The 20422-nt window shown below is 47.4% G+C and carries 13 protein-coding genes; 6 read left to right on the forward strand and 7 right to left on the reverse strand.

The window, feature by feature from the left end; translation table 11 throughout:
- Positions 1-7: 7 nt before the first annotated feature.
- A complete protein-coding gene (locus J7623_RS27070; protein WP_291926898.1) occupies positions 8-2377 on the forward strand; it encodes an ABC transporter permease in 2370 nt (789 codons plus the stop codon).
- 132 nt (positions 2378-2509) lie between these two features.
- Here J7623_RS27070 and J7623_RS27075 read toward each other — a convergent pair whose 3' ends face one another.
- The gene (locus tag J7623_RS27075; RefSeq protein WP_291926900.1) at positions 2510-4738 is read right to left on the reverse strand and encodes an FUSC family membrane protein; all 2229 of its coding nucleotides are present in this window, start codon (positions 4736-4738) and stop codon (positions 2510-2512) included.
- 396 nt (positions 4739-5134) lie between these two features.
- Here J7623_RS27075 and smc point away from each other — a divergent pair, with 396 nt between their 5' ends.
- Both smc and J7623_RS27085 read left to right on the forward strand, forming a co-directional pair.
- The gene (gene smc, locus J7623_RS27080) at positions 5135-8665 is read left to right on the forward strand and encodes a chromosome segregation protein SMC (RefSeq protein WP_291926903.1); all 3531 of its coding nucleotides are present in this window, start codon (positions 5135-5137) and stop codon (positions 8663-8665) included.
- Between the two features lie 77 nt (positions 8666-8742).
- Positions 8743-9138: a DUF4259 domain-containing protein gene (locus J7623_RS27085; RefSeq protein ID WP_291926906.1), complete on the forward strand. Its 396-nt coding sequence runs from the start codon at positions 8743-8745 to the stop codon at positions 9136-9138.
- A gap of 114 nt (positions 9139-9252) precedes the next feature.
- On the opposite strand, the gene J7623_RS27090 is transcribed toward J7623_RS27085, so the two are convergent.
- Positions 9253-10515 (reverse strand): nucleoside transporter C-terminal domain-containing protein, encoded by a 1263-nt coding sequence (locus tag J7623_RS27090; RefSeq protein WP_291926908.1) that lies wholly within the window; start codon positions 10513-10515, stop codon positions 9253-9255.
- 149 nt (positions 10516-10664) lie between these two features.
- Here J7623_RS27090 and J7623_RS27095 point away from each other — a divergent pair, with 149 nt between their 5' ends.
- From J7623_RS27095 to J7623_RS27105, 3 genes are all read left to right on the forward strand, one after another.
- Complete coding sequence (locus J7623_RS27095) at positions 10665-12956, forward strand: c-type cytochrome (RefSeq protein WP_291926912.1); 2292 nt, start codon at positions 10665-10667, stop codon at positions 12954-12956.
- 276 nt (positions 12957-13232) lie between these two features.
- Positions 13233-14789 carry an FMN-binding glutamate synthase family protein gene (locus tag J7623_RS27100; RefSeq protein WP_291926915.1) on the forward strand — a complete coding sequence of 519 codons (1557 nt, stop codon included), beginning with the start codon at positions 13233-13235 and terminating at the stop codon, positions 14787-14789.
- A 44-nt stretch (positions 14790-14833) separates the two neighbouring features.
- Positions 14834-15205: a GreA/GreB family elongation factor gene (locus J7623_RS27105; protein WP_291926918.1), complete on the forward strand. Its 372-nt coding sequence runs from the start codon at positions 14834-14836 to the stop codon at positions 15203-15205.
- Positions 15206-15287: 82 nt separating this feature from the next.
- On the opposite strand, the gene J7623_RS27110 is transcribed toward J7623_RS27105, so the two are convergent.
- The 5 genes from J7623_RS27110 to trxA (J7623_RS27130) form a co-directional block, all read right to left on the reverse strand.
- Positions 15288-15830 carry a DUF192 domain-containing protein gene (locus tag J7623_RS27110; protein WP_291926920.1) on the reverse strand — a complete coding sequence of 181 codons (543 nt, stop codon included), beginning with the start codon at positions 15828-15830 and terminating at the stop codon, positions 15288-15290.
- Between the two features lie 12 nt (positions 15831-15842).
- A complete protein-coding gene (gene mqnE, locus J7623_RS27115; protein ID WP_291926923.1) occupies positions 15843-17024 on the reverse strand; it encodes an aminofutalosine synthase MqnE in 1182 nt (393 codons plus the stop codon).
- Positions 17021-19162 carry a M43 family zinc metalloprotease gene (locus tag J7623_RS27120; RefSeq protein ID WP_291926926.1) on the reverse strand — a complete coding sequence of 714 codons (2142 nt, stop codon included), beginning with the start codon at positions 19160-19162 and terminating at the stop codon, positions 17021-17023. Before J7623_RS27120 ends, mqnE begins: the two co-directional genes overlap by 4 nt.
- A gap of 175 nt (positions 19163-19337) precedes the next feature.
- Positions 19338-19655 carry a thioredoxin gene (gene trxA / locus J7623_RS27125; RefSeq protein ID WP_366839896.1) on the reverse strand — a complete coding sequence of 106 codons (318 nt, stop codon included), beginning with the start codon at positions 19653-19655 and terminating at the stop codon, positions 19338-19340.
- Between the two features lie 209 nt (positions 19656-19864).
- Entirely contained in the window at positions 19865-20182 is a 318-nt protein-coding gene (gene trxA, locus J7623_RS27130; RefSeq protein ID WP_291926929.1) for a thioredoxin, read from the reverse strand.
- Positions 20183-20422: the final 240 nt, after the last annotated feature.

A 20422-nucleotide genomic window follows, 5' to 3' on the forward strand; every position in this document is an offset into this window, starting at 1 on the left:
CATCACTATGTTTAAAAACTATTTAGCGATTGCCTGGCGTAATCTCGTAAAAGACCGCCGGTTTGCTCTCCTCAACCTGGTTGGTCTTTCCACAGGCCTGGCTTGCGCCCTCCTCATTTACATCTGGGTAAATGATGAATTGCAGATGGACCGTTTTCATAAAAAAGAAGCTACCCTTTACCAGGTATTGGAAAACCGGGTACAGGCCAGTGGTATCTGGACCGCCCAATCTTCCCCGGTTGCCATGGGAGATGCATTGGTAAAGCAAATACCGGAAGTGGAACGGGCCGTGGTCACCGATTGGATTGGTGGAGCTACCCTGTCTGTTAATAATGAAAAGAACGTCAAAGCAGACGGAAAATATGCCGGCAAAGATTTCTTCAATATGTTCTCCTATGACCTGATCCAGGGTAATGCCGGCCAGGTGTTACAGGAGAAGAAGTCTATTGTGTTATCTGACCAGTTGGCGGAGAAACTATTTGGCACTACCAGCAATATCATCGGCAAAACGGTGGAGATGCAGCATGAAGAGCAGTTCATGGTCACTGGTGTGTTCAAATCGCCGGGTGTGCATTCGTCTGACCGGTTCGATTTTGTACTCCCTGCCATGGCCTATCAACGGATAGCTGATAACCTGGATAACTGGAGAAGTACATGCCCTTCTACTTACGTGACGCTGAAGCCCGGTACCGATCCGGTGAAGTTGAATGCGAAACTGGCTGATTTTATTAAACGTAATACCAATAATGAAGTCACCCACCGTACGCCGTTCTTGCAGCAGTATTCCACGCGCTACCTGTATGGGCGCTATGAAAATGGCGTGCAGGTGGGCGGAAGAATAGAGTATGTCAGGCTCTTTTCTCTCATTGCTATTTTTATCCTGGTCATCGCCTGTATTAATTTCATGAACCTGTCTACCGCCAAGGCTTCCGGCAGGGCCAAAGAAGTAGGTGTGAAGAAAGCCATGGGCGCTGGCCGTGGATCACTCGTGCTGCAATTCCTGGGAGAATCTGTGTTAATGGCCTTCCTGGCGCTTTCGCTCGCTATCGTACTGGTAATGTTTGCCCTTCCTGCTTTCAATAATATTACCAGCAAACAATTGGCCTTGTCTCACCTCGGCCCCGGCTTCATAGTATCTGTATTGATCATTACCCTGTTAACCGGCTTGCTGGCAGGCAGTTATCCGGCGCTTTATCTTTCCGGCTTCAAACCGGCGCTGGTGTTGAAAGGAAAGCTAAGAGGCACAGTAGGAGAACTGGTAGTCAGAAAAGGATTGGTAGTTTTTCAATTCAGTCTTTCAATTGTCCTGATCATCGCGGTGCTGGTGATTTACCGCCAGATCAGCTTTATACAAAACAAAAACCTGGGTTACGACACAGACCATATCATCACGTTTACCAAAGAAGGGAAGCTGGATAATGCCAAAGCGCAGGATGCTTTCCTGGCGGAAATGAAGAATATTCCCGGTGTGATCAATGCCTCCAGTATAGCGCATTCCCTGACCGGCCACAGCTCTGGCACCTCCGGTGTGATATGGGAAGGAAAAGATGTGAAAGATAAAACAGAGTTCGAGGTAGTGCCTGTTGATTACGACCTGCTGCAAACGCTGGACATCAAAATAAAAGAGGGCAGGGGATTTTCCCGCGACTTCGGTACAGACACGTCCATGATCATCTTCAATGAAGCGGCCATCAAATTCATGGGCATGCGGCAGCCTATTGGCAAAGAGGTGGAGTTATGGGACTCGAAAATGCATATTGGCGGAGTGGTAAAAGATTTTCACTTTCAATCGCTGCACGACAAAGTGAAGCCCCTGTTTTTTATCCTGGATAAGTCCGCCGCTTATAAGTTTGTAGTGAAGCTGGAAGCAGATAAGGAAAAGACAGCCATTGCCCGCTTAGGACAGCTCTATCAGCAGTTTAACCCTGGCTTTTCCTTCGACTACAGGTTTCTTGACAGCAATTACGATAAGATGTATACCGCCGAGAAACAGGTGTCTTTGTTGTCCCGTTATTTCGCCGGGCTGGCCATCCTGATTTCCTGTTTAGGTTTATTCGGGCTGGCTGCGTTCACTGCCCAGCGTAGGCTGAAGGAAATTGGTATCCGGAAAGTATTGGGAGCTACCGAGGGAACCATCGTGGTGATGTTATCAAAAGATTTCCTGAAGCTGGTGGGAATTGCCATTCTCATTGCATTTCCAGTGGCCTGGTGGGCCAGCAGCCAATGGTTGAAGGGCTTCGCCTATAGCATTCATATTGGCCCGGGTATATTTATAGCGGCAGCTATTTTGATAGTGTTAATCACGTTAGCGACCATTAGTTTCCAATCGGTGAAAGCCGCGTTAACGAATCCGGTGAAGAGCTTAAGAACAGAGTAGGAGAAAAAATTACGAATTACGAATTACGGATTTGTGGGTAGATAGTGAACGCGAGTATTACCTTCGCTTATATCTACCCACAAATCCGTAATTCGTAATTCGTAATTCGTAATTCGTAATTCGTAATTTTTTTTACGCTCTTGTCAGCGCTTTCCCCATATCCCTTATCAGCGAGAGGATGGCTATCAACTGATCGTGAACCTGTTTGGTTTCCAGCATTTCATCGCGGGTAGTCGTAGCGCCCATGCCCTCATTGATTTCCTGTTGCCTTTTATGTACCAGTGATTCCAGGTGATCGTCCAGGCGGTCGAAGGCGTGGACTTGTGGCGAAATGCTGGCACTGGCGTTAGTGGCAGGATCAATCATCAGCATCAGCTGATCCATATTGTGCAGCAGGTAGTCGGTGATTTCCCGGTATTCAGGCCTGGGGAACAGTACGCCATGGTGCATGCTGTAGGCGGCCAGTGCTGCAGTATGAGAAGTAAGTGTGTGATTCAGCACCACATAGTGATAGACTTGTGAAGCATTTTTTTGTTTGCTCTTAGGTTCTGACAGCATGCGCTGGAAAGCCGCCATCATGTTGGCGGAAGCCACATAGGTATCTTTCCTGGCCAGCTTAAAATCAGTCACTGCTACTTTTTCATTGGAGTAAGCCCGCATTACCAGTTCGAAATATTTGCGGTTGGTCTCCATCATTTTCTTCATGTAGTCCGGCAGGAAGTTATGTTCCCAGGCCGGCCACAGCAGCATATTGGCAAAGAAAGCGATGCCTCCGCCAATGAAGGTATCGAGTACCCGTTGTGTTACGTTGGCAAGATCCGACGGATGCAGGAAGTGCAGGAGGAAAATGATAAAAGGCGTTACAAAAAATACACTGAGTGTATACTGGAAGCTCATAAAGCTGTAAGATCCCAGGATACATAGCAGCATGGCGATAAAAATAACCGTGTTGTTATGTGTGAGATATAGCAGCCCGGCGGCGAATAAAGCGCCGGTAACGGTGCCGATTAAACGTTGTATACTGCGTGATTTTGTCAGGCCGAACCCGGGCTTCAGGATTACAACAATAGTGAGGAGTATCCAGTAAACGCGGTCGAGGTGCAATACCACGCCCAGCCCGTAGCCCAATACTGTGGCCAGGCTTACGCGGATGGCATGGCGGAAAATATGCGACTTGAATGTGAGGTTATCGCGGAACGTTTCGAAATCATATTTCTGCCGCGTGGTGAATTTCGATAGTTCCAGTTTAGGATCAATGGACTCGTCTTTCAGTCGTTCCAGGCGGGTAAGCCTATGCAGGTTATAAATGCGCTGCGCCATGTCCTGCAGGTTTTGCAGGATATTGGTGAGCGGGATAGTCCGTGTTCTTTCCTTGAGGGTAGGGAGTTTCAGGGTAATGTCGGCGATGGCCTGTTTCACCTTCTCCATTTCAAATTTCAGGTTGGTTTTGGGCAGGGAGCGTTGTCCCGCTGCTACGGCCAACCCTATGTTTTGTAACTCTGCAGTGAATTCGAGGATGAGGGCATGGAATTTTTCCAGTATTTCCAGGTCTTTGAAATCGGCCTGCAGGGCGTTGTAATCTGTTTGTGAGGCCATGATCTGTTCCTGCAGGTCCACCATGTCGAGGAATATCAGCACCATGCTTTTGTTGATGCTGGTAGTACCTTGTTGGGCGGAGCGCCTTTTCAGCAGCAGTTCGCGTACCTGTTCCTGTTTTTCGTTTACAATCACCTGTTGCGCCAGTACGGCTTTATAATTGTCGGCTACGTTAACGCCGGGGGTATAAAAATTGGCCCTTGTTTCCAGGTAGCGGGCAGTTTGAATAATACAGTCGCCCAACGCCTGTTGTACATTCAGGTACGGGCGGATCTGCCAGAGCGTGAGGGCCAGTACGGCGTACCAGATACTGCCCAATAGCGCCATGGAGGCATGCAGCAGGGTCAGCTTCGGGGTGAGTTGTGTTTCTCCCAGTATGGATACCATTACCAGCAGCGCGGCGGTACCGATATTGCCGCCACGGTTGCCATACACCAGTAACATGGCGAACATAAAGCAGCAGCCTATTATCCATAGCGCCATCGGAATGGCGTAGGGGATGAGCAGCCCGGTACCCAGGGCTGTAATGAAAATGAGGATGGTGCTGATGATCAATCCATTTCGTTTATGGATGATCGTGCCGGGAACGTCGCTGAGCGCCGTACACAAGGCTCCCATCGACATGGCAATGCCCAGATCCAGCTTGTCCATTCCGGCAAATACAAGGGATGGTACTACCACGCTGATGGTGGTACGCATGCCGTTGCTGAAATGATAACTGTAAAGGAAGTTTTTAATATTGTTGATCACCTGTTCTGTTCGCAAACGATATGGGTTTTGTGGCGCAAAGATAGGGAGCAGAAAGCAGAAAGCAGAAAGCAAAAAGCTATTGTAGCGGATGGATCTCAGCGGGTATAATCAGTTTAATCCTGTTCACAGACAAAATCCGCTGAGATCCATCCGCTACAATAGCTTTTTGCTTTCTGCTTTCTGCTTTCTGCCCCTTATTTGGTATTTTTCTCACACCCAATTTAATTCTAATTGATCTTTTTACTATATTTATAACCAGTCTATTACAGTTTTGAAGCGTGCTGCGTGCGGGAGTAAATGACGCCTGATTGTGTATAAATAATCAGGTGATATTATCGCATCTCACTTAAATTACTTTTTGATTCGGGTAAAATTATATCTTTGACGCCTTAAAAAACCTCGGAGTACGACGTGCGCTTAAAAACACTAGAAATTAAAGGCTTTAAAAGTTTTGCAGATAAAACCGTTTTGCAGTTTGATGAGGGGATCACTGGGGTGATTGGGCCAAATGGTTGCGGCAAAAGTAATATCATCGACTCCATTCGCTGGGTAATCGGCGAACACAAAATCAGCAATCTCCGCTCTGATAACCAGGCGGGATTGGTGTTCAACGGCTCCAAAAGCCGCTCCGCAAGTGGTATGGCGGAAGTGAGCCTTACTTTCGAAAATACCAAAAATGTACTGCCCACCGAGTTCACCACGGTGACGATTACACGTAAATTCTACAAAAACGGCGACAGTGAATACCGGCTCAACGATGTGGCCTGCCGCCTGAAAGATATTCATAACCTCTTCATGGACACCGGGGTGAGTACCGATTCCTATGCCATCATTGAGTTGGGCATGGTAGACGATATCATCAAGGATAAAGAAAACAGCCGTCGCCGTATGCTGGAACAAGCGGCTGGCATCTCCATATACAAAACCCGTAAAAAGGAAGCTAAATCCAAGCTGGACGCCACAGAAGGAGATCTTAACCGTATTGAGGACCTGTTGTTTGAAATCAATAACAACCTCAAAACACTGGAAAGCCAGGCCCGCAAAGCGGAACGCTTCTATGAAGTGAAAAAAGAATACCGCGAAGTAAGTATAGAACTGGCGAAAGCCGCCCTGGAAGGCTTCAACATCAACTTTAAAGAACTGTCGGAAACCCAGCAGGCGGAAAGCGACCGCAAACTGGCCCTGGAAACAGAAATCTTGACAGCCGAAGCTGCCGTTGAACAAGATAAGCTGCACTTCGTGGCCAAAGAAAGAGAACTGCAAACCCTGCAGAAATCTTTCAATGAACTCGTTTCTACCATCCGTACCAAGGAAAATGATAAAAACCTCGCCACCCAGCAATTAACCTATTTGCGGGAACGCGAGAAAAGCATCACCGACTTCCTCAACAATGCAGAAGGACAACTGCAGGGACTTACTACCTCCATCGAATTTACCGAGAAACAGGTAACGGAAGAAGGAGAAGTGTTTGAGACCATGGCCGACGAACTGGACACCCTCCGCGATATGGTGGAGGACAAGAAAGAACGTTTTAACCAGAAGAAACAAGCCCTCGAAAACCTGCGTAACGACCAGCAACGCTGGCAACGTCAACAGTTTGAAGCGGAAAAGAAAGTAGCCGTTGCCGATACTTCCGTACAGAACCTGCAACGTAGTATGCAGCAACTGCAGGACGAAAAAGTGGGCCGTCTTCAACAAATTGCCCAACTGGAAACAGAAAAAGAAGCACTGCAACAAACCCTTAATACCAGCAAAACCGACCTGGAAGCCATGGTGCAGTTCCAGGAAGAAACTAAAGGGAAAATCCTTGCCACCCAATCCGATATTGAAGGATTACGAGATAAACTGGTAGATGAGAACCGTACCCTCGATTCCAAAAAGAACGAGTTCGACCTCCTCAAATCCCTGGTAGACAGCCTCGAAGGCTATCCGGAGAGTATTAAATTTCTCAAGAAAAATCCCGACTGGAATAATAATGCTCCCATCCTGAGTGATATATTTTTCTGTAAAGAAGAATATCGCACCTGCGTGGAAAACCTGTTGGAGCCATACTTGAGCTACTATGTGGTGAACAATGTACACGAAGCGGTACAGGCCATACAGTTGCTCGATGCCAACAAAAAAGGGAAAGCGAATTTCTTTATTCTCGATCAGTTCCGTACAGATAATACCCCGCTGCTGGCGCCTCCCGGCACCATCCCGGCATTGGAAGTAGTGGAAATTGAAGAGAAATACAAAGGCCTTGGCCAACACCTGTTGGGGAAAGTATTTATCGGGGAAGACCTGACCCGCCTGGAATTCAGCCAGCTCGCAGATGAAAGGATGCTGCTGGTAGAAAAATCCGGCCGCATGCACCGCGGTAAATACAATATCAGCGGTGGATCTGTAGGACTCTTTGAAGGAAAGAAACTGGGCCGGGCCAAAAACCTCGAGAAACTGGAAGTAGAGATCAAAGATCTCGAAGCCGTGGTAGGCCGCCTGAAAGTAGCCCTGCAACAAAAACACGACGAAGTATTAGGCTACAACAGCCAACTCAACGAAAATAATATCAATGCTGCGCGGGAAAAGGTAAACCAGTTGAGCAATCAGCTGTTTGGTCTCCAAAACAGGATTGAAAACTTCCACCACCTCATTGAAGCAGGCGATAAACGCCTCGAAGAAATGCAGCAATCACTGGCTACCAACCAGGAAAGCATTTCCGGCGTCAGGGATGAACTGGAAGGACTCAACGAAAGAGTGACCGAACTGCAGGACAGCATCGCTGACGCCGACCGGATGTCGCAGGAAGCCGAGCAGCAGTTTAACATGGCAACGGTGCAGTTCAATAACCAAAACCTGCAGCATACCCGTCAGCAAAGCAAGGTACAGGCGCTCAAACAGGAGCTGGAGTTTAAACGCAAGCAACTGTCGGACCTGCATGTACAGATTACCAGTAATAAAACGCAGTTGGAAGATGCCGTAGGCCATATTGCCGCTGCCGTTGAAAAACTGAGCCACGCAGACGATGGACTGGTAGAGCTGTTCCGTCAACGTGAAGAAGAAGAAAAAGCACTCAACGAAAAAGACCAGGAATACTATAACTTCCGAAACCACCTGCAGGAGCTGGAAAGCACGCTGAGAACAAAACAGCGCGCCAGGGAGCAACTGGATCAGCAACTCAACGCCATTAAGGATAAAGTGAACGAGCTGAAACTGCAACTGACCACCATGAAGGAAAGGCTCAGTGTGGAGTTCAAAGTGAACATCGATGAAATTATTGATGAACAACGCAGCTCCGAACTCCCGGTAGAAGAGTTGCAGGGTAGTGCTGAACGCCTGAAAAAGCGGATGGAAAATATGGGAGAAATCAACCCTACCGCCATTGAAGCTTACCAGGAAATGAAGAAAAGGTATGAGTTTATCCTGGAACAGAAAACGGACCTGGTGAACGCGAAAGACTCCCTGCTGGCTACTATCCAGGAAGTGGAAACCACCGCTAACCAGAAGTTCCTCGATACTTTTAACCAGGTAAAGGAAAATTTTATCCGGGTATTTAAGGCGCTGTTTACTGAAGAAGATCAGTGCGACATGATCCTGAGCGATCCCGCCAACCTGGCTGATACCGGTATTGAAATCATCGCGAAGCCGAAAGGTAAGCGTCCGGCGGCCATCACGCAGTTGTCCGGAGGAGAGAAAACACTCACCGCTACGGCGTTGTTGTTTGCCATTTACCTGATTAAGCCGGCGCCTTTCTGTATCCTCGATGAGGTGGATGCGCCGCTGGATGACGCCAACGTGGGTAAGTTTACCAACATGATCAGGAAGTTTTCTGATAATTCACAATTTATTATTGTTACACACAACAAACAGACTATGGCCGCTGTAGACGTGATCTATGGCGTAACTATGCAGGAACCGGGTGTCAGCAAACTGGTACCGGTAGATTTCAGGAGTTTGAACTAGCAGGTTGGTTTGGTTGTTGTAAAAAGATTCGATTACTTTTATTCTTTATTCGAAAAAAATAAAAAAACGTAAACACTATGGGCGCATGGGGCACCAGGAATTTTGAAAATGATGGATCACAGGATTGGGTATTTGACGTGATTGACAGCAAAGATGGTGGTTTGGTAAGTGATACACTGGCACGTATCATTAACAACATTGAAACTCTGGAAGTATCGGATTGCGAAGAAGCATTAGCAGCTGCAGAACTGGTGGCAGCATTAGTAGGTAAACCTAGCGAGGATTTCCCGGAAGATCCGCTGGATCAACTGGATGTATTAAACCTCATCGCAACCCGCGCACTCAGAAATCAGGCGATTGCTGCAGTGAATAAAATTGTTGCCGGTTCTGAGATGAAGAATTATTGGGAAGGAGAAGGACAAGGCGAAGCATGGGCAGCTATTCAGGCTGGTCTGGTGAAGCGTTTAGAGTAGCATAAAGCAGAAAGCATAAAGCAAAAAGCTATTGAGGCGAATGATTAAAGCGGAAAATAATATTCGCTTAGATCATTCGCCTCAATAGCTTTTTGCTTTATGCTTTCTGCTCACTTAGATCAATATCCCCGCAATAGCAGCCGACATATAAGATGCCAGCGTACCACACAGTAGCGCTTTCAGCCCCAGCTTAGCCAAATCAGATCTTCTGTCTGGCGCCAGTTCTCCAATACCACCAATCTGCATTCCCACGCTGCTGAAGTTTGCAAAGCCTGCAATGGCAATAGTTACAATGGCAATACCTTTCGCGGTTACAATAGGCACCGTTTTATCGGTCATGCTCTTAAAGGCTACAAATTCGTTGATGGTGAGCTTTTGTCCCAGTAAGGTAGCCACACCCTGTACATCACTTTGCGGTACACCAATAGCCCAGGCCATTGGCATAAATAATTTGCCGAAAATCCAGTCAAGGCTCAGGTTAAAGTTAGGGTTGAAAATATGCCCGATGTGCACCAGGAGCCAATCGATCAATGCAATAAAGGCGATAAAACCAATCAGCATGGCAATTACGTTCATGGCTATTTTAAAACCATCACCGGCGCCATGTGAAATAGCGTCGATTACGTTGGTATAGTTACTTTTTACTTCCATTTTCACACGGCCCATGGTCACACTTTCCTCTGTTTCAGGAAATACGATCTTGGAAATGACCAGGGCACCCGGCGCCGCCATGAGACTGGCCGTAATCAGGAAAGGTGCGATGTGCATTCCCGCCTGTAAGCCCATGTTTACGTAAACTACCAGGATACCACCGGCAATACAGGCCAGGCTACCACTCATAGAGGCCAGTATTTCGCTTTTTGTCATGCTGGAGAGATAGGGACGAATCATTACCTGCGCTTCTACCTGGCCTACAAAGGCGCTGGCTACGTTACTCAGTGCTTCCGCACCACTTACCCGCATTACGAAGTTCATGGCCCGGGCAATCACCGCCACTACGCGCTGCATGATGCCAAAATGATATAAAACTGCTACCAGCACACATACGAGGATGATTGTGGCGGTTACGTTAAACGCAAATACAAATCCACCGCCTGCATAGTCTTTTACACTGCCATCATGTTGGGTAATACCAATACCACCATACACAAAAGCGGCTCCCTTCCGGGCAAAAGCTTCCAGCTTCCCCATGGCATCACCTACGCGCTGAAAAAACCAGGTAATAGGAGGCACCTTAAAAACCAAAAGTCCAATGGCTACCTGCAACCCAATTCCACTCAATACCAGCCGGTAGTTGATCTTTTTTTTGTTGTTAGAAAACAAAAAGGCGATGCCCAAGATAAGTACAATGCCTATGATGCCCTGAAAGCGTTCCATAAATGCAAATAAATCGTAAAATGTATGCAATAAAGCGACGAAGATAAGTCTTTTTGAAGTGGTGTAATCGTGAAACTGTTATCTCATATAATTTTTAAAAAAAAATATTTTCAGAGATGTACTTTTACTTTTCGCAATCGATTTAAACAATGCAGCGTACCTACTATTTAATGACCACGTTATGTCTCGCACTCTTTGCCTGTGGGCAGCGGGACGAGCGCCAGCAAGGAAATAAACACGAACAGGATTCTTTGGCCATGCGGAAGCAATATGCTACCTCACCTGTTCTGGACGCACAAACGGCTATCAGTCACATGACTTACGACAAAGGCCTCAAAGTACAGCTGGTAGCGGCGGAACTTATGGTGGTGGCCCCCGTGGCCATGACCTTCGATGACCGCGGGCGTATGTGGGTAGTAGAAATGACCGGCTTTATGCCTGATACCGTGGGAACCGGGGAAGAGAAACCCGATGGTAAAGTGGTGATCCTGGAAGATACCACCGGCGACGGTGTCATGGATAAAAGGACCGTATTCCTCGACTCGCTGGTACTCCCCAGGGCCATCTGCCTGATAGAGAGCGGTATCCTCGTGGCCACACCGCCACAGCTCTGGTTTGTGGAGATTAACGGCGACAAACCCGGTAAAAAAACACTGGTAGATGACCAATACGCTGCCGGCGGTAACGTAGAACACCAGCCCAACGGCTTACTAAGAGCCATGGATAACTGGATCTACAACGCAAAATCGGATAGGCGTTACCGTAAGGCAGGCAATAAATGGCTGAAGGAATCTACTCATTTCCGCGGCCAATGGGGCATCACCCAGGACAACCAGGGACGCCTTTATTATAATAACAACTCAGAAAACCTGCTGGGTGACTACTTTCCGCCCGGATTAGGCGGTACTAACCCGCAACAGCAGAACGACGCCGGCTTTGATCAGCGAATAGTACCGGACAACCGCACCTATCCTATACATCCCACACCGGGTGTAAACCGTGGATATCAGAAAGGTACGCTGGATGATAGCCTGCGGCTCGTCAACTTTACCGCTGCCTGCGGTCCGCTGATTTACCGGGGCAACTTGTTGCCGGCTACTTATCAGGGCAACGCTTTTGTGGCCGAACCATCTGCCAATCTCATCAAAAGAAATATCCTGTCGGATAGCAGCTTTATGGTGAAGGGGGTACAGGCATACCAGGGCAAAGAGTTTTTAGCCAGCGATGATGAGCGTTTCCGCCCGGTAGATTTGAAAACAGGTCCGGATGGCGCGCTGTATATCGCGGATATGTATCGCGGCATCCTGCAACACAAAACGTACATCACTGAATATTTAAAGAACGAAGTGAAGATGCGGCAGCTCACACAGCCGCTGAATGCAGGTCGTATTTATCGTATTATCCCTGCAGGCACATCGCCTGCCGCAACGCAGGCAGATCATAGTCCCGCAGGATTAGTGAAGCAACTCAGCTCGCCCAATGGTACCCTGCGTGATCAGGCGCAACAATGGATCATTGACCGCCAGTTAAAAGAAGTGCTGCCTGCGCTGAGAGAGCTGCTGCAATCGGGTACTAATGCCGTTGTAGCCACACATGCCCTCTGGACCCTGGAAGGATTACACCTGCTCAACGTAGCAGACCTGGAAGGTGTTTGGAAAGGCTCCGATGCTGTACTGAAAATGCAGGCGCTGGCCGCATTGCCATCCGTGTTAAACAGTGGTAACGCCAAAATAGTGGCTGCTGCATTAGACAGCTTATCGGATAATGCTTACCTGGCACCGGCAGTGGGATACCTGCTGCCCGCACTCGGAAAAGCCGACAAAGCAGCTGCAGCGCGACTGGAAGAGAAACTGATGAAAGCGTATGCCCCTAACCGTTATGTGGCATCTGCCCTGGTGAATAATGCAGTGAACAGGGAACCGGCTTTGTTGAAACAGGTTATTGCCTGGAACCCGGATACTACACTGGCGCTGCGCCGGCAGTTGGAAAAGGTAATGAAGAACCTGGATAACAAAGCCAATGCTAAGAAGATGGAAGCGTTGAAGGAAGCATTGCCCCGTGGATATAAAATATTTAACACAGTTTGCCAGACCTGTCATGGTAAGAGCGGGGAAGGTATTGCCGCGATGGCGCCGCCGCTGAATGAAAGCAACTGGGTGAATGACAACAAAAAAGCTTTTATCTCTATTGTATTATACGGCTTAACAGGGCCGGTAGAAGTGCACGGCAAAGTATACAAAGCGCCGGAAATAAATGGCGATATGCCGGGTATTGGTGGCAGCGATGAGTTCAGCGATGCAGATATTGCCCAGTTGCTGACTTACCTGCGCAGTGCATGGAAAAATAACGCGGATAAGGTAACGGCTGCAGATATACAACAGGTGCGTAAGCAGTATAACGGCCGCCAAAAGCCGTTTACAGCACCTGAGTTAGCAAAATGATAGTTTATTGAAAATAAAACCCTTATATTTGCCGGATTACAATTATTAATTAATTGAATCCGGCAATTACCATATTACTATTTCAAAACACTCCCTGTGCGTGTAAGCGTACTTGCGGGTTCCTATTGCCATTCTTATCCTGCCCCAAAGACTTCAACACTTAATCCCGGGCAACTTTTAGTATTTAAAGCGTTGTACCCGGGGGAATGACTACCTGTATCTGTGTAGTTTTATTCCATTTGCATTTTTCCAAAACAATCTTATAAAAACAGTTTTATGAATCATCGGATAGCACGATGGGCAGTTTATCTTTTATGCCTGTTGCTCGATGTGAGCGTCGCTACAAGTCTTTATCGTGGATACTTAACCGGGTGGTTCCTGTTGCCGGTGGCAGTGGGGCTCACGTTGTTAACCATTTATGACCGGCTGCAAAGAAAGCATGCGTTGTTACGTAACTACCCTTTGCTGGGTAGGTTGCGTTACCTGCTGGAACAAATCAGGCCGGAGATGCGCCAGTATTTCTTTGAGTCGGATACGGATGGACGACCATTCAATCGCCGTCAGCGTGCGGTCGTGTATCAGCGTGCGAAGGATGTAAAACAAACGGTGGCTTTTGGTGCGTTGGACAACATGTATGAGCCGGGCTATGAATGGGCGGCGCATACCGCGTTTCCCATGAAAGTAAAAGCAGAAGATTTACGGGTGAACATAGGTAACGTACAGTGCACGCAGCCATACAATGCCAGCCTGTTGAATGTAAGCGCTATGAGTTATGGTGCCCTGAGTAAAACAGCCATTGCGTCACTGAATGGTGGTGCACAGATAGGTGGCTTCGCCCATAATACAGGAGAGGGAGGGATTAGTCCTTATCACCTGCAGCATGGGGGCGACCTGATCTGGCAAATTGGTACAGGCTACTTTGGTTGCCGCGATGAACAGGGGAATTTCTCTCCGGAAATATTTGCGATAGCGGCTGCGGAACCTTCCGTAAAAATGATTGAATTGAAATTGAGCCAGGGTGCCAAACCGGGTAAGGGAGGGGTGTTACCTGCGGCTAAGAATACACCTGAAATTGCGGCGATCCGTAAAGTAAAACCGGGAACCAGCGTATTATCGCCAGCCGCGCATACCGCTTTCAGCAATGAGTATGAGATGCTGACCTTCCTACAGCAGTTACGTAAACTTTCCGGAGGCAAGCCGGTTGGGTTTAAGTTGTGCGTGGGCCGTGCAGATGAGTTTGAGCGTATCTGCACCGCTATGGTAAACACGGGTATTTATCCGGACTTTATTACGGTAGATGGAGCAGAAGGCGGTACAGGTGCGGCGCCGCTGGAGTTTACGGATTCCATCGGCATGCCTTTGTACGATGCGTTGGCGCTGGTGGTGAATTTGCTGCGTCATTACAATCTGAAGCAGCATGTCCGCATTATGGCGAGTGGTAAAGTGATTACCGGTTTCGACATCATGAAGGTGCTGGCAATAGGCGCAGATGCCTGTTACAGTGCCCGTGGAATGATGCTGGCATTGGGCTGTATCCAGGCATTGCAATGTGATAGCGGCAGTTGCCCGGTGGGCGTAGCCACACAGGATCCTACCCTTTACCAGGGGGTGAACGTGGCCGACAAGCGTGTACGTGTAGCCAATTATCACCGCAACACCATTGCGGCATTGGCGGAGCTGATGGGTGCCTGTGGCTTTGCTTCAGCAGAGAAGGTGAGTCCTGCCGCGCTGTTCAGGAGAATAACGAGAACGGATGTACGATCTTATCAGGAAATATATGCACCCAAACAGCTTTTAGCTATTAGCCATCAGCTGTTAGAGGCTAAAAGCTAAAAGCTGGCAGCTAACAGCTATTAATCTACTAAAACCCGGTCATCATGAAAAAGAAACAGATCATTGTGTCCCTACATGATTACGAAATCCTTAAAACCCTGTGCTACGAAGCACCGGCTACCCACAAGCTCAAAGAAGAGCTGGACAGGGCGGTAGTGAGAAAGGGTAAAGTGCCTGACAATGTAGTACAGGTAAATTCAACGTTACAGTTCAGGGATGAACGCAGCGGAAAGGTCAGGAGTGTACAGTTGGTGCTGCCGGCATTGAGCAATTTGCAGGAAGGCAAATTATCGATCCTGTCGCCTATCGGTACGGCCCTGCTTGGGTATAGCACGGGTGATGTAATTGATTGGGAAGTACCTGCAGGAAAAACGCAGTTGCATATTCTCGAAGTAGTAAATGCTGCTGAAGTATAAAGAGGCTATTAGTGTTAGCGATCAAATATGTATCATAGAGCAAAAAAAGCCCCCGCTTCGTGCGGGGGCTTCTCTTTTAATATTATTGCTGGTAAGCGATTTTATCTCCGTAGGCGACGTGGTACTTATCGCAGAAGCCACCATTTACCTCCAGCACGTATTTCGCTTTTTTGTAGGATGGCAGGCTTTCTTCTGATAGTGGTGTTGCATATTTCTGAATGGACACAATTTCCATGTTATCTGCTATATAGATAATATCCAGGGAGATGTAGGTATTTTTCATCCAGAAGGCACGTTCTTCCATGTCCGGAAAAATAAAGAGCATGCCCTGATCGTCTGTCATTGACTTGCGATACATCAATCCGTCGGCGCGTTGCTCGTCGGTTTGCGCAAGCTGTATATCAATTTTGCGCAGCGTGTCTGCACCGGATTTTCCCAGGAAAGCAAGTGTACCTTGTTTTTTGAAGGTGGTGCCATTAGAGGTTACCGTAGCTGCTTCGGTGGTAGTACCGGTATTGGAACTGGTGTTGGTTTCTACCGCGTTGCTGTTATTACTGGTGTTACTCTGGTGACAGCCGGCTACATATAAACTGGCAATCAGTATACATTTCAGGTGTAATTGCATAAGATAGCAGTACTATTTGGTCAGTAATTCTTCATCAGAAAAAACGACGTCTGTATAATCCTTTATTTCGTTGTATATGGTATCTCTTTCTACGGGTCTTCTGCCAGCCTGTTTAATCAGTTGTGCCAGTTGTGCCGTGTTCATAGATGGATTTTGTTCTTCTGCACCAGCCATAGAGTAGATCTTGGTGGTGTCGTCGATGGTGCCATCCAGGTCGTTTACCCCGAAAGAAAGGGTGAGCTGTGCGGTATTTCTTCCCAGCATAGGCCAGTAGGCTTTCAGGTGGGGGAAGTTGTCCATGTAAAGGCGCGCAATAGCATACAGGCGCAAGTCTTCCACGATGGAGCTTTCCGGTATATCCGACATGTCGTTGCCTTTGTTACGGAATTTCAGCGGGATGAAGGTGTTGAAGCCACCGGTTTCATCCTGCAGGCTGCGTAAGCGTTCCATGTGATCAATGCGGTCTGCAAAAGATTCTATATGGCCGTACAGCATCGTTGCGTTGGTGTGCATACCACGGAGGTGAGCGGCTTTGTGAATGGCGAGCCATCCGTCGGCATCTACTTTATCGTGGCATATTTTAGCGCGTACTTCCGGTGCAAATATTTCAGCACCGCCGCCGGGCATGGATTGGAGGCCGGCTTCGTTGAGAATACGCATACCTTCGTCTATGCTTACTTTGGCTTTGCGGAACATATAATCCAGTTCCACGGCAGTAAATCCTTTGATGTGCAGGTCCGGACGGTGGGCCTTGATTTGTTTGATCAGTTCCACGAAAAAGTCCAGTTGCATTTTAGGATGTACGCCGCCTACAATATGTACTTCTGTAACGGGTTGGTTATCGTATTTTTTCACGATGTCCATCATCTGGTCTATGCTCAGTTCCCATCCATCTTCCCGGTTTTTATACAAGCGGGAATAGGAGCAGAAGTGGCAGGTAAATACACAGACGTTTGTAGGCTCTATGTGAAAGTTGCGGTTGAAGTAGGTCTTGTTGCCATGCATGCGTTCGCGTACATGGTTGGCTAATGCGCCTACAAGGCCGATATCTGCTTTTTCAAATAAGGTCAGCCCATCCTGGGGCGTGATTCTTTCCTCTTGAAGGATTTTTTCTGCAATGCGCTTCAGTGCTGCGTCCAGGTTGGGTTGCTGAAGGAGCGTTTGAACAGCCGGATTATCTTTTCTCGTCGTCATCTTACTTTCATTAATTTGATGGTGTTGGCCCTGTTCCTGTAAATTAATTTTACAAAATAAACACCATTTGGCTCATTTACCAAATTAAAGGTAAGCCGGTTGCCGGCACTGATGGCTGATGCCGGTTGGCTGCCCATTAGCTGTCCCTGCGCATTGTAAATAGATACCTGCTGCAGGTCTTCCGGTACCTGGTAAAAGGTAACCCAGAAAATGCCGGTGGTGGGGTTAGGATTCACCAATATACCTTTTTCCCGTAGGGAAGGGTTCACTTCTTTCGTGACAATATTTATATTATCAATATAAATGTTATTCTCTGAATTTGAAATGTTTCTGAATGCTATTTGAAATTTTCCTTTATGTGCTATAGCAGTCAGATCCACAGAATCCCGGCGCCATTCATTGGCCGCGGGTACAAACTCTGTTTGTATCGGTTTGGCCCTGGTAATGAGGTTAGGCCCCCATTTGGAATAGAGCAACGTTCCGGTTTGACGGCAATCATTGGTGGTAATGATCTGTAAGGTATCCCAGGAAATACCGGTGGTAGCCGGATCGGAATATACTGCTGCTGCCACGTCGAAAAACAGGAATACAGAGTCAGCGCCCTGAGGATCTATGACGGGGGTAATGAGGTCATCTGCCTGGTCATTGGTATTGTAGCCCAGGTTGCGGATCAGTGCAGACGCATGACTGTTTCTGCCCACATCGCGGGAACGTTCCCAGGTAAAGCTGCGGTCAGGATTATAGAGATCCCAGCCGGGTGGCGGGAAGCTATCATCTTCAAACCCTTGCGAGAGGGGAAGCCTGGCTTCTGCATCATAACGGAAACGGATATTTGCTGTGTCATTCAGCAGGTTGCCATCGGGTTGCCCGTTGGGCAGTTGCGTATAGGCTTTCAGGTTATAGCTGTTAATGGCTACATCTGTCCCCGGCAGCGTTACCATTGTTTGCTGTAAGCTGGGCAGGTTGCCTGTCCACTGGTAAGAGGTAAGCGCGCCGCTATTCAGCTGATACCAGATGGTCACCGCTGTAAGGGGATTGATACCACGATTCCGCAGCACTACTACAGGTGTAATATGGTTATCGCATATTTTGCCATCAGGGGCCGTAATGCTAACCAGCGAAGCGTCATTGTTCACCAGCAGCGGCGGAGTACAGCCATTGGAGCTCATCAGGCTTTCTACGATATTTTCCAGTACAAAACGCATCCTGTCTACCTGACCGGCTGTAAAAAGGTGCATGCAGGCATCATCTGTATAGTCCATGTAGTTCATGAACATAATACCGGGAAAGGAGGAGGAACAGTTGTCTGTTTTAGGGAAAGAAGGACAGCCGTAGGTATTATCGCCCTGCAGGGGTGTGTCGGTGATCCCATCATCAATGGTACAGGCGCCATTATCATCTCCCCAAATATGTTTTAAACCAAAATAATGACCTATTTCGTGGGTAGCAGTACGGCCCAGGTTATATACCTGGCCTACGCTGCCGGTGGTACCAAACGCAGTGTATTGTATCACTACGCCTTCCTGTTCAACCGGGTAACCAGTACCAGGAGGTGCAGCTACGCCCAGGTAATTACCGGACAGGCGGGTTACCCATATGTTCAGGTATTTGGAATGATCCCAGCTCTCCGTACCGCCGGTGGCGGCGTATTTGGCATCTGCGGCGCCATTGAGAATAGAAAAGCTTTGGCCCGGCGCTGTTTTCACCCGCACAATCCCATTGGTAGGCTCATCACCTGGTGTACGTTGCGCCAGGCAGAAATGAATTTGCGTATTACCGGTAATAGGCTGCCACACCGGCGGCACCTGTGAAATATCCGGATTGGCAGCGTTGTAGTCGCGATTAAGCACATCGATCTGCGACTGGATCTGTGCATCTGTTACCACATCGGGATTATCCAATAACACATGTACCACAACGGGAATAGATACGGAAGCACGGGCTCCTTCCGGTCGGGCGTGCATCCGTTGACGTTGCTGACCCTGCAGCATCAGGGCTTCATTTTTTTGCAGGAGTTCCTGTAAACGGGGGATTTTCTGCACCCGTTGTTGCAAAGCCTCTGCGGTACCGCACTTACGCTGTGCGGTAGCACCCGCGCAATATAAAAAGGTAAGAAGGATAATAAACTGATAGCGCAATAAAGTAGAATTTGCAATGAAGATACACGAAATTGCTTGCAAAGAAACAAAGGAGCCAGGAAGTAAAGGAGCAAAAAAAACTGTCCTTTACTTCCTGGCTCCTTTGTTTCTTTGCGGGAAAAAAAAGCGCCCCGGAATAGTCCGGCGCGCTTCTAAACTCAGTTTTTTATAAAAATTATATATTGGCCTGTATCTTTTTATCCAGTACGGCTTTAGGCACAGCACCTACCTGTTTGTCTACTACTTTACCGCCTTTTATGAAAAGGATAGCGGGAATGCTGGTGATACCGTAGTCGATAGATACCTGGGGATTGTGATCCACATTCACTTTGCCAATGTTTACTTTCCCCTCGTAATCTTTGGATAACTCTTCAATGATTGGGCTAATCGCGCGACAAGGGCCACACCATTCTGCCCAAAAGTCAATAACAGTTAATTTGTCGGAGTCAAGAACTTCTGTTTGAAAGTTCGCATCAGTGAATTCTAATGCCATGTATTTTGATTTTGAAGTGTTATTGAATAATTGTTTTCTATTGTATTGTGTGTAAAAGGTAGTGCATTTTTTGACGCATTACTTATTGATTATCTCTATACACACATCGATGCAAGATTGTTTAACATCCGTTTGGGAAAGATCTTTGGCAGGAAAAAAAAACGCGCCGGATTATTCCGGCGCGCTCCTAAACTCAGTTTTTATAAAAATTACATATTGGCCTGTATCTTTTTATCCAGTACGGCTTTAGGCACAGCACCTACTTGTTTGTCTACTACCTGGCCACCTTTTACGAAAAGGATAGCAGGAATGCTGGTGATACCGTAGTTGATAGATAATTCGGGATTTTGATCCACGTTCACTTTACCAATGTTTACTTTACCTGCGTAATCTTTAGATAACTCTTCAATTACCGGACCGATAGCGCGACAAGGACCACACCATTCTGCCCAAAAGTCGATAACTGTTAATTTATCGGAATTCAGAACTTCTGTTTGAAAGTTCGCATCAGTGATTTCTAAAGCCATATTCTATGTTTTAAAATGTTTTATTTAATGATTGTTTTGATTTTCTGCAACTGTATTATCTTATTATCAAATCTTAATCCACGTGCAAATTACTGCATTTTTGACACCGTACTTATTGATTATCTCTATACACAAATCGATTAAGCAAATGTAAAAGTAGTGAATTTGTGGCTATTAGCGCGTTTTCAAACAATAGCCGGGCAGTAGAAGACGGAAAAGATGTCATGACAGCGTGTATCT

It is taken from the genome of Chitinophaga sp., assembly GCF_017745275.1.
Taxonomy (GTDB): domain Bacteria; phylum Bacteroidota; class Bacteroidia; order Chitinophagales; family Chitinophagaceae; genus Chitinophaga.